Annotated in this window: 15 protein-coding genes and 1 pseudogene; 3 read left to right on the forward strand and 13 right to left on the reverse strand. The window is 37.3% G+C overall.

Annotated elements, in window-relative coordinates; all coding sequences use genetic code 11:
* Window positions 1–33 precede the first annotated feature (33 nt).
* Complete coding sequence (gene argR / locus I1J71_RS02640) at window positions 34–480, reverse strand: arginine repressor (protein WP_004250715.1); 447 nt, start codon at window positions 478–480, stop codon at window positions 34–36.
* Window positions 481–633: 153 nt separating this feature from the next.
* On the opposite strand from argR, the gene argS reads away from it, so the two are divergent.
* Both argS and I1J71_RS02650 read left to right on the forward strand, forming a co-directional pair.
* Window positions 634–2,325 (forward strand): arginine--tRNA ligase, encoded by a 1,692-nt coding sequence (gene argS / locus I1J71_RS02645; RefSeq protein WP_195183609.1) that lies wholly within the window; start codon window positions 634–636, stop codon window positions 2,323–2,325.
* A 279-nt stretch (window positions 2,326–2,604) separates the two neighbouring features.
* Window positions 2,605–2,853: a hypothetical protein gene (locus tag I1J71_RS02650; RefSeq protein WP_006146258.1), complete on the forward strand. Its 249-nt coding sequence runs from the start codon at window positions 2,605–2,607 to the stop codon at window positions 2,851–2,853.
* A gap of 33 nt (window positions 2,854–2,886) precedes the next feature.
* Here I1J71_RS02650 and I1J71_RS02655 read toward each other — a convergent pair whose 3' ends face one another.
* From I1J71_RS02655 to I1J71_RS02680, 6 genes are all read right to left on the reverse strand, one after another.
* A complete protein-coding gene (locus I1J71_RS02655) occupies window positions 2,887–3,132 on the reverse strand; it encodes a hypothetical protein (RefSeq protein ID WP_006146256.1) in 246 nt (81 codons plus the stop codon).
* A gap of 33 nt (window positions 3,133–3,165) precedes the next feature.
* Window positions 3,166–3,633 (reverse strand): class Ib ribonucleoside-diphosphate reductase assembly flavoprotein NrdI, encoded by a 468-nt coding sequence (gene nrdI / locus I1J71_RS02660; protein WP_195183610.1) that lies wholly within the window; start codon window positions 3,631–3,633, stop codon window positions 3,166–3,168.
* A gap of 72 nt (window positions 3,634–3,705) precedes the next feature.
* Window positions 3,706–4,236 (reverse strand): ABC transporter permease, encoded by a 531-nt coding sequence (locus tag I1J71_RS02665; RefSeq protein ID WP_195183611.1) that lies wholly within the window; start codon window positions 4,234–4,236, stop codon window positions 3,706–3,708.
* A gap of 61 nt (window positions 4,237–4,297) precedes the next feature.
* A complete protein-coding gene (locus I1J71_RS02670; RefSeq protein WP_195183612.1) occupies window positions 4,298–5,584 on the reverse strand; it encodes a response regulator transcription factor in 1,287 nt (428 codons plus the stop codon).
* 2 nt (window positions 5,585–5,586) lie between these two features.
* Window positions 5,587–7,260, reverse strand: coding sequence for a sensor histidine kinase (locus I1J71_RS02675; RefSeq protein WP_195183613.1), 1,674 nt, complete (start codon window positions 7,258–7,260; stop codon window positions 5,587–5,589).
* Window positions 7,238–7,852: a YesL family protein gene (locus I1J71_RS02680; protein WP_042759558.1), complete on the reverse strand. Its 615-nt coding sequence runs from the start codon at window positions 7,850–7,852 to the stop codon at window positions 7,238–7,240. The genes I1J71_RS02675 and I1J71_RS02680 overlap by 23 nt, the downstream gene beginning before the upstream one ends.
* A gap of 334 nt (window positions 7,853–8,186) precedes the next feature.
* Between I1J71_RS02680 and I1J71_RS02685 the strand changes: the two genes are divergently transcribed.
* The gene (locus I1J71_RS02685) at window positions 8,187–8,336 is read left to right on the forward strand and encodes a hypothetical protein (protein ID WP_195183614.1); all 150 of its coding nucleotides are present in this window, start codon (window positions 8,187–8,189) and stop codon (window positions 8,334–8,336) included.
* A 139-nt stretch (window positions 8,337–8,475) separates the two neighbouring features.
* Here I1J71_RS02685 and I1J71_RS02690 read toward each other — a convergent pair whose 3' ends face one another.
* From I1J71_RS02690 to cadX, 6 genes and pseudogenes are all read right to left on the reverse strand, one after another.
* On the reverse strand, window positions 8,476–8,682 hold the full coding sequence (locus I1J71_RS02690) for a CsbD family protein (RefSeq protein ID WP_004250682.1): 207 nt from the start codon (window positions 8,680–8,682) through the stop codon (window positions 8,476–8,478).
* Between the two features lie 36 nt (window positions 8,683–8,718).
* Window positions 8,719–9,339 carry an Asp23/Gls24 family envelope stress response protein gene (locus I1J71_RS02695; RefSeq protein ID WP_195183615.1) on the reverse strand — a complete coding sequence of 207 codons (621 nt, stop codon included), beginning with the start codon at window positions 9,337–9,339 and terminating at the stop codon, window positions 8,719–8,721.
* An 11-nt stretch (window positions 9,340–9,350) separates the two neighbouring features.
* On the reverse strand, window positions 9,351–9,521 hold the full coding sequence (locus tag I1J71_RS02700) for a DUF2273 domain-containing protein (protein WP_004250679.1): 171 nt from the start codon (window positions 9,519–9,521) through the stop codon (window positions 9,351–9,353).
* Window positions 9,522–9,532: 11 nt separating this feature from the next.
* The gene (gene amaP / locus I1J71_RS02705) at window positions 9,533–10,096 is read right to left on the reverse strand and encodes an alkaline shock response membrane anchor protein AmaP (protein WP_195183616.1); all 564 of its coding nucleotides are present in this window, start codon (window positions 10,094–10,096) and stop codon (window positions 9,533–9,535) included.
* Between the two features lie 85 nt (window positions 10,097–10,181).
* Window positions 10,182–10,421, reverse strand: a complete 240-nt coding sequence (locus I1J71_RS02710) for a GlsB/YeaQ/YmgE family stress response membrane protein (protein WP_195183617.1) — start codon at window positions 10,419–10,421, stop codon at window positions 10,182–10,184.
* 428 nt (window positions 10,422–10,849) lie between these two features.
* Window positions 10,850–10,963, reverse strand: a pseudogene (gene cadX, locus I1J71_RS02715) (Cd(II)/Zn(II)-sensing metalloregulatory transcriptional regulator CadX); the annotation flags it as partial.

The raw sequence follows: 10,963 nt of genomic DNA on the forward strand, positions 1-10,963 counted from the left end.
GTAAAAACAGTCCTGAGAGAAGCTCTCAAGACCTTATCTATCTTCCATTAACTCTAGCAAGCGTTCTTCCATGACTTTAGCTGCATGTTGATCCTTACAGATAACCAACAAGGTATTCGCTCCGGCAACAGTACCTAAGATCCACCCATCTTTATTTGAATCTACTACATTGGCTAAAACGGATGCTTCTCCAAGTTTAGTGTGGAGAACTAAAGTGAATTCAGCTCTCGCTACACCTTCAAGATGATGTGAAAGGAATTCGACCAGATCAATCTTCTCTGTCTCATTTGCTAGTACATAGTAAACAACATCGTTTTTCTTAACTTTGGTTAAGCCAAGCTCTCGCAAATCACGGGATAAGGTCGTTTGTGTCACAAAGACATCACAGGCTTCCAATCGATCTTGAATTTCCTTTTGAGTTCCTAATTTTTCTTCTGTAATCATTCGTTTGATGAGCTGATGACGTTCTCTTTTTCTCATAAGATCCTTTCGATTGCATATTTATTACATTTTACATTTTTTTAGTAAGAACATTATATCAAAAAAACTGGATATTTCAAAAAAAATCTCTTCTTTCAAAAAAAATGTAGTAAATTATGATAAAATAGTAGAAAAGCCCTAAAGGAGCCTTAAATGAATACAAAAGAATTGATTGCTAGCGAGTTGGCTAGCGTCATTGATAGCCTGGACCAAGAGGCTATTTTACATTTACTAGAAACACCTAAAAACTCAGATATGGGAGATATCGCCTTCCCTGCCTTCTCATTGGCAAAGGTTGAACGTAAAGCTCCTCAAATGATTGCTGCTGACATTGCTGAAAAGATCAACAGCCAAGCTTTTGAAAAGGTTGTAGCAACAGGTCCTTACGTCAACTTCTTCCTTGATAAGGCTGCTATTTCTGGTCAAGTACTGCAAAACGTTATCACTGAAAAAGAGCACTACGCTGACCAAGAGATTGGCAATCAAGAAAATGTCGTTATTGACATGTCTAGCCCTAATATCGCTAAACCATTTTCAATCGGTCACCTTCGTTCAACAGTTATCGGAGATAGCTTGTCACATATCTTCCAAAAAATCGGCTATAAAACTGTCAAGGTCAACCACTTGGGAGACTGGGGGAAACAGTTTGGGATGTTGATTGTTGCCTACAAGAAATGGGGCAATGAAGAAGCTGTCAAAGCACATCCAATTGATGAACTTCTCAAACTCTATGTCCGCATTAATGCTGAAGCTGAGAACGATCCAAGCTTGGATGAAGAAGCACGCGAATGGTTCCGCAAACTTGAAAACGGTGATGAGGAAGCTCTCGCTCTTTGGCAATGGTTCCGCGATGAAAGCTTGGTAGAATTTAACCGTCTCTACAATGAGCTACAAGTTGAATTCGACAGCTATAACGGAGAAGCTTTCTACAATGATAAAATGGATGCAGTTGTAGACATCCTTTCTGAAAAAGGACTATTAGTCGAATCAGAAGGTGCCCAAGTTGTTAATCTTGAAAAATATGGAATTGAACACCCAGCTCTTATCAAGAAATCTGACGGCGCAACTCTATACATCACACGTGACTTGGCTGCAGCCCTTTACCGTAAAAACGAATACCAATTTGCCAAATCTATCTATGTCGTTGGTCAAGAACAATCTGCTCACTTTAAACAACTCAAGGCTGTCTTGCAAGAGATGGGTTACGATTGGAGCCAAGATATTGTCCATGTTCCGTTTGGCTTGGTTACAAAAGAAGGGAAAAAACTTTCTACTCGTAAAGGGAATGTTATCTTGCTAGAACCAACTGTAGCAGAAGCCATCAGCCGTGCTAAAGCGCAGATCGAAGCCAAAAATCCAGAACTTGAAAACAAAGACCAGGTCGCTCATGCTGTTGGAGTTGGGGCCATTAAATTCTATGACCTTAAAACTGACCGTACAAATGGATATGACTTCGACCTTGAAGCTATGGTATCCTTCGAAGGGGAGACCGGCCCTTATGTTCAATACGCCTACGCTCGTATCCAATCAATCTTGCGTAAAGCCGATTTCAAACCTGAAGCAGGTGCCAACTATAGCTTGAACGATGCTGAAAGCTGGGAAATCATCAAGCTAATCCAAGACTTCCCACGTATTATTAAACGTGCAGCTGATAACTACGAGCCTTCTATCATCGCTAAATTTGCAATCAGCTTAGCGCAAGCCTTTAACAAATACTATGCCCACACTCGTATCTTAGATGAAAGTCCAGAACGTGACAGCCGTCTAGCCCTTAGCTATGCAACAGCAGTTGTCCTCAAAGAAGCGCTTCGTCTGTTGGGTGTAGAGGCGCCAGATAAGATGTGATTCGTTACAAGAGACTGAAACTAAAGTTCCTAGTCTCTTGACGGCAATCGCTATCGGGCGATTTGCCTAAACGCCTTACTAATGCATCCAAATAAATAATATCGACTTATTTGGATGCATGTCGTGATCTATTAATTTAATTTATTACTAAGCAAGCTAAGTAACTAACGCCAAATCCTATTCGGGCTTTGGCTAGGCGCTTACAGTACTATCACTCGAAAAATAAAAAATTTACTTTTATCTTACCACTTACTTCTTTATCACCTAGGGAGAATTTTTATGAGCCAATACGCTTATATCTTAGTTGTTATTAGTCTTCTTTTTCTCTTTCTTGTCAACAAATATGAAAAAGAGAAACTTCAAAGACTGCTTCAGGACCAACTATTGAAAGATCAAGATTTTCGTGCAACTATCAAAGAAAAAATCCAAACGATAGAAAATATCAATGATGTCATTGATTACGTGAATAAAGGCTACCGTTTAGGGATTCCCATTTCAAAAGAAATCGTTGACGAAATTCGCAACTAACAAAAAGACTCGAGATGCATTTCTCGAGTCTTTTTATTTATTTCTGACAGCTAAGATTTCTACCAGGATAACAATCCCTAAGGATACCATGGTTCCAAATGGTGCTGCATTTTCATCAAAAATTTTCTCAGAGAACAGTAGCAGAGCAATCGCTAATAGTAGCAAAGCACTGCATAGCATAATATCCTTGAAGCTTGGTTTGCGTTTTATATACTTTAAAAATGATTTCTGTAGTTTACTCATTTCGATTGTCCCCTTTGAAGTAAATCCTTTATCCATAGAATAAAACTCTTCCTCAGAAAATCTAGCCTCTTATAAAGCTTCTAATTCATACAAGTCTGCAATAATCCCAGCAACCTTCTTGATGTCTCCTAGCATTCCGCGCATTTCAAAGTCAGCTAGGACTGGAAAACCAAAGCGCTGGCTGTATTGCTTGGCGGTCAAACAGTATTGGTTGTTAAAATTACGGTTACCCGATCCTACGACACCAAAACACTTGCTAGCATTATCACCATATGCGATAAAGTCACCTACTGGAGTGGTCAAAATTTCCACATCGCCATTGTCAACACCATTGCCCCCCTCTAGATAAGTAGGTAGGAAAGCGACATATGGATTGGTCATCTCAAAAAAGTCTTCTCCTTCCTTAACCAAATCTTTAATATGAATTTTTTCTACTTCAATGTTCTCATAATGTTCTAATAAGTAAGATTTCAATCGTGTTACGAAACTCTCCGTATTCCCGCTCAGACTGATGTAGACCAAGGAAATTTTTTTCATTTTCTCCTCCTTTTTTGAATCATAAAAAATAACTACCAAGATTGTATCTTGATAGTTATCCTTTGTCAACTCTTAGGCGAGTTCTTCCTCTTGAGATTCTGTTAATTCTTTTTGCTGACGCCATATTTTATAGAAGACGATTCCCAAAAAGATAACATTGATGACGATGAATATGATAGTGGTTACTTTTGACATGACTTCCATTCCTAAACGTAGGGTGTCATCTTTAATCAATTGCATAGCATCTTGTAGATTCATATTGTCATGGACTAGTCCAATAATAGCTAGCAAGGCATATCCAACATAAGTGTAGTTTGCCAACTGCAGGTTCTTACGAATTAAGAAAACAAAGGCTACTACAACTAGGATAGCTGATAAAATAATTAGTATCGTGTTAAAAATAGAGTGAGATAACTCTGACACTTGGTGGGCATAGTTAACAGCATCTTCTAATTGTTGAGCACTAAGAGTCCCAACATTTCCTTGGCTAGCACGAAGTGCGTCCTTACTAGGTACTGGAGTGAATATTCCAACTACTGCCAAGGCTGAATTAATCGCTGATAAGACTAATAAAACCCATAGATAGATTGGTTTCTTTTTCATAAAAGCAACCTCCTCATATTTTTGAATTTATTATAGCATATTTTAAGATGGATAACAAAAGTTAGAGGGTGACCTCGATCTGCTTGCGGTAGGCCTTCGGAGACTTTCCACATAGTTTTCGAAAGACCTTGTAGAAATAGCCTACATTACTATAACCAACAGTATAGCAAATATCCTCAATACTATCATTTGTAGATAGTAAAAGTTGCTGGGCTGCCTTAATCCGTTGCTTATTGAGAAGCTCAGCAAAGGTTGAATTGGTTTCCTTCTTGATTAATTGACCTAAGTAAACAGGATTGATAAAGAGATCCTTGCTGATATCCTTGAGAGAAAGCTCTTTTTTATAGTCTCTACCAATAACTTCAAGTACACTGACGACATTTTCATTCATACGATATTGACCAAAGAAGGATGTCAAGGTTTCCTTGGTATAAGCCACTAAATCTTCAAAGTTTGTAATAGCATGAATTCTTTTGACAATATCTGTCATATCATCTGCTTTCAGATGCTCAAAGAGGTGGAAGACATCCATTACAAACTGAGTAAAGAGTTGCTTGGTAATGGATACCCTCGGTGTGTTTTCCAACACAATCTTCTCAAGCAAATTCAACTCTTCGATAATCTGCTGAAGATTTCCTTGGATAATAACTCGATAAATGGGTTCATAATAAGAAAAGAGACTTTCAGATTGATCTAGATTGACCGATCCATAAAAGAGAGTTTTTTCAACATCACGTTTCCACTTTTCAAAGTTGATTTGATAAGGAGCCTTAAAAGGCATGACTAGCAAACCCTCAAATTCCTGATCGGCAAGGACAATCTGCCAGTCCTGACCAAGAACATAGTAGGGAATGACAAAATCCCCTTGTTTCTCTTGGGAGAGTCCAATCCACCAATTTTCTTTTTGGGTGAGATGAGTCTTGAAGGCTTCTTCATCTAATTGCTGACTCAAGATTTCTGGCTCATGCACTTTCTCACGAAGTTGACCAAGGATTTTCTCAAGTAAATGCTCCAGTTCAACCTTATCAACTGGTTTGACAAGATAATCTACAACATTGAGGTTCATGGCTTTCTTGACATAGTCAAATTCTTGATAGCCAGAAAGAAGAATATAGTAAGCCTCTGGCAAGAGTTCCTTCATTTCCCCAATCATTTCAAGTCCTGTTTTGTCAGGCATGTTGACATCAGAAATGACGATATCTACGGGATGTTCTCGAACATAGTCCAAAGCGTCGTCAGCATGATTGGCTGTTGCAACGACTTCCATATCCCATTTTTCAAAAGGGATCAAACGCTTAAGTCCTTCTGTAATCATGTACTCATCGTCAACTAATAGTACTTTATACATGTTTATCCTTTCTCTTCATCCTGAATGGTGATTCTATATTGAACACCTTTTTGTTCAGCTGATTCTACATTGATGTTATAGCGGTCTCCAAAGTAGAGCACAAAGCGTTCGTGGATATTAACAATCCCAATAGACTGTCGTTGCCCCTTATAATCTGCTGTGTGTTCAAAGGTTCTTTGAGCCAGTTTAGCTTGAATTTCTGCTAGTTTTTCAGCAGACATCCCACGGCCATTATCGGTTACTAAGATTTCGACATAGCCATCTTTTTTCAAAGTCTTGATACTGATAACATTATCTGTTCTTCTGTGATCAACTCCATGGGCAAAATAATTTTCCACTAACGGTTGGAGGGTGAACTTTGGAATACGCATTTCTTCCAATTCAGGGTCAATCCAAAATCCATAGGCAATGGATTTTGGATAGCGAACCATACAGAGATAACTGTACTTTCGACAAAACTCCACTTCTTGTTTAAGGGTCGTTTCTCGCTCGTCAGAGATATTATTGCGCAGGAGACTACTGAACTCATAGATAATATCTGCTAGTTCATTTTGATTTTCCATCACCGCGTACATCCGCAAAAATTCCAGAGTATTGTACATGAAATGCGGATTAATTTGAGCTTGTAAGGCTCGCATGTTGGCATCTTTTTGATTGAGTTCCAGTTGATAAATATCATGAATATTACTTTCCAACCGGTCCAACATATCATTTGTCGTCTCAGCAATTAGTAGCAATTCCTGGTCCTTTTTATCTGTGTCGATTCTCTTGGTTTTCTCTCCCTTAGTAATGGCTTGGATAGAATCCACCAAGTCCACAACCTGATGTTGATAATCAGAGAAGGTTCTTCTTAGGGTGATATATAAGATGATGATAAAGAGGGTGCTCAAACCTAAAATAAGTGCCGAACTCGCTAAAGTCCCACTCCAAACATAATCCTTTGGTACAGCTACTCGAACTTGATAACCATGAGCAGTTGTTCCTACCAGCCAAGATTCATTCGTTCCCTTCGCTCCAATATAGAACATATCTGTTTCATATGGTGCAATGACCGTTACGGCAACAGGAATTGTTCCTCTGGTATTGTCAATCGCCTTATAGAGGAATTCTGGTTCTACGGAAATATAAATGACCCCTAGAGCTTGGTCCGATATGGGATCAGACACTGGAACAGCGAAACTATTGGCATCCGGTTTAAAGCTATCAGCCGGAATCTTCTGTCCACTACGATTATCTCTCTTGGATACAAAGACGTCCGTTGAATCCTGTAGAACAATCGCAACACCACTCACGAAATCATTTCGCACGTAGATATCATCGATATTTTCATAAATAGAAACGGAAATATAGGGTGACGCCTTGCGCTCTAACTGCCAGTAAAAATAATCCGGCGTGCTGAGGCTAAAATATTTGTAAATTCCTTCAATCCGAGCTTGATTTTCTACCAAACCTTGAGCCAGGCGAGTGGATTCACGATAATAGTATTCAACCTCGTCGACCGTCCGAGCCAAGACACGTTGACTGACTCGACTTGCTTCTTTTTCACGCATATCCCAGTAAACATAGGAGAGCAAGAGAGCAAAACAAGTGATGATAACAATCATGACTAGGCTATAAAGCCTAAGAAGTGAGTGGAGACGAAACTGTTTGGTATTATTTTGTTGCCAATTTTTCATGAATACTCTCATAAACAGGCTCCAATAAATCACTAATAAAGAAATGCCACATTCCAATACCTACAAAAGCAATGAGGGCTGGCATATAGAAACCAATAATGGCTAACAAGACGCTACCAAGGAGAACCTTGGCCACTGCTGACAAACTCATAAAAATTCCGATAAAGGCCAGCTTTAAGGTGTTTTTATAGGACAATTCAAAGTAAACCTGTAACTTTAAAGATACCGTATAGGCCAAAAATACTAAGGCTACTAAAAAGATATTTAGAAATGTTGCTGCCAAGTGGATAATGGTCTGGTTTGGCAACTGAATCATCAGATACAAACCATAAATCAAGATGAAGTCAATCCCTATAAAGGTGTAGAAACTGAGATTACTTTTGACAAAATTGCTCTTAAATAAAGCCCATGCTTCCTTGAAACGATAAGCACGGTAAGAATATCCGTTTTCAGCAAATAAACTCATGAGAGTTGCACTAGCGGGTGCTATACCAAAAACCACTCCTCCTGCTAGTGTCAATAACCAAAAATAAGCAGTCGCAATCATCCCCAAAAAGAAACGATGAAAGACTAGCTCAATGAAATTTCCCACGGTTTTCCTCCAAAAATTTAATCTAGTTTTATTATAACATATTTCAAGCGCTCTCAAAAACAGAAGCAGTAAAAAGGGCAAGAGAATTTAACTCATTACCTTTTTAGAAGTAAGCTTGGAGTAGGGGCCATCCTTGTCAAAAGTGTACAAACACCAAACTATAAAAAATTACATTTATTGGTTTAATAAGGATATTTGTACTATAATTAAGATAGATAGAGATACCGACTAATGACAAAAGGGGTTTATAGAGAAGATAAACATCTTTGCAGATTAACTAGTGACTATTTAAATCAATTATTGGATTTATAAAATAACGAAAGGAGTGTGTACCATGACTACTCAAACTTTAAGCACTGCGTTGATGGGTGTTGCGCTTATATTGACTCTTTTCTCTGAAAAATTGTTCAAGCAACATGAAAAAATCGGAAAAATAATTTGCACTATAATCATATTAGTCGCTGTTTTGTTAAAGCTGCTCTAAGTTATTTTAAGAATACAGGAATTTGTTTGTCCTGTATTCTTTTTTTCTCTATAAAACGTGCATTGATAAAAACGAATAACAAAAACACCCCCAGTTAGGGAGTGTTTTCAAGGAAAATAGTAAGATTACCTAAATTTTATTATTTAGCGTCGTCTTTTTTAAAGATGTTTTTAACACCTTCAACAGCTCCTTCAATAGCGTCTTTTGCATCTTCAGCGACTTCTTTCACTTTAGAAGCAACTTTTTCAGCAGCTCCTTCGCTTTCAAGTCCTTTGTCACCTACCAATTTACCAACGCCTTCTTTAACAGCTCCTGCTGCTTGGTTGAATTTTTCTTCTGTAGACATAAGTATGTCCTCCTTTTATTTTTTCTAAATTAGCAATTAGTGAACACGTGGTTCTGCTTTGGCTGCAGCGTCTTTAACAGTTTCAACGCCTTGGCCAACTTTTTCTTGAACGAATTCAGCGCCTTCGCCAAGTTTTTCTTGTGCTGCTGCGACACCTGAACCGATACCAGATTTCACTCTAGACAATTGTTCTGACGCGAACTCGCCTGTTGATTCTGCCACGTCAGTGACACGATCTTGAAGGCTAACTGAGTCTGCTTCATATTGTTCTTTAGTTTTGATGTCAACAACATTAACGTTAACTTCAACTACTTCTAGATCAGTCATTTTCGCAACTTCTGATACGATAACGTCTTTGATTTCCTTGTATAGAGTTGGAACGTTTTTTCTGTACTCTACGATAACGTTCAAGTCAACTGCTACTTGTTCTTTACCAACTTCAACGTTAACACCGTGTGTTACATCGTTAGTATTGACAAGTTTTTCTGTAAGATTTGAGAAGAATCCACCGTCAACATGTAATAGTCCTGGGACTCTTTCTAGTGAAAGACCGATAATTTTTTGAATAACTTTATTTTCGTAAGTTAATTCTCCTCGAACATCTTTAGAAACAACAACATCTTTTTTTTCAGTTACATTTTTTTCTACGTTTGACATATGAAACTCCTTTATTTATTTAAATAATTCTTCTGTACATAGTATCCCAACCAAATTCCTAAGGCTCCACAGATTAAAACGAACAATGTTTTAAAGAAACCGAAGGATAGGATGAAGCAGGCTAGAATAATACCTACTACACCACATAGAATTGGGTATTGATATTTTTTAAACCATTCCATTTTTTACTTCCTTACTTTACACGACTAACAATTTTCTTAGCTGCTTTTTGAGGGTCATATTCTTTCACTGAAACTTCCAGTTTAACCTCTCGATCAATACCAAAGAATTCTTTCAATCCTTGAGTGATTTCGTTTTGAACTACTTCAAATTTGTTAGCAATGTTATCTGAAAGAACAGCTGTACCTTCTACATAAACGAAACATTTCTTTTTCCGAGTATGTACCTGAATTTTGGGATTTTTGACCATCTTGTGTTCATCCAATAAACATCGAACAAACCCTTCAATAGCTGAATTTTTTAGTTTTAAATTATCATCTTTAGTTCCAAGTTTTATTTCCAGATATTGTCTAGGATAAAACAGGATTACTAACATCCATAATAAAACTAAGATAGACAGGCCTAGAAGCCCCCAAAATACATATCTAGCGAGATAATATTCAAATGATGTCTGTCGCCAGCTAGTCAATTGAATCCCTAAATCACTAACCTGGTGGTAATCTATCAAAATAGGAAGGAAAATTGTCAAGATTAAAATACAGAAAATAAACAATAATATTTTCTTCGATTTTGACATATAAAATCCTTTCAATTAGTGCAACAAACCATAGCTTTACCCGTCATTATAAATTAAAAGCTATAGTCTGCTTTCGAGTAAAAAATTAACCTTTTTTACCCAAAAAGAACGATACCACAGAAACTACAATCACTGCACCAACAATAGATGGAATGATAGCCATACCACCTAGTGAAGGTCCCCAAGTACCAAGGAGTGATTGACCTACTGATGAACCGATTAAACCGGCAAATATATTAGCAATTACTCCCATTGAGCCACCTTTTTTAGTGATTGCCCCTGCTGCAAGGCCGATAAAGCCTCCTACAATAATGGACCACAACATAATATGCGCCTCCTTTCATTACCCCTATATATTTGGGTTAAATATAGTATATCAAAATATGAGAGCGCACTCAAATTATATGCTCACGAATATGTGCTTTAATAAATTTTAAAACAACACAAAAAGGCTCTAGACAACATGACTAGAGCGTTTTCTATATATCCGAACATCTAATTTATTTCACAAAAAATGTAGTCAAAAATGTAGTCATTCGGTTGATTTTTTTGCAATACATTGAAATTGGAAAAAAGAAAAAACGCTTAAAATAAGCGTTTTTCTTATGTATTGATTCGAATTGAATGCTTACTTCACTTCTATAAAAGATTAAATAATTTCTATTTTAGCTGTTAGAAACGTTGGTACATCAATGTTTTTAGAATGCTACATAATAAAAGGTAGAGTGAATGGTAGAGTAGTAAAAATAGTTGTTATCCTAGTTGATTAAAAAAATCTCTGATTTCCTCGTCTTTTATAAAATAATATATAATTTTCCCCTCTCTTCTAGTATCCAAGATGTTTTGATTGGCTAGTTTACGAAGATG

The sequence above is a fragment of the Streptococcus infantis genome (genome assembly GCF_015546995.1).
GTDB classification, from domain to species: domain Bacteria; phylum Bacillota; class Bacilli; order Lactobacillales; family Streptococcaceae; genus Streptococcus; species Streptococcus infantis_J.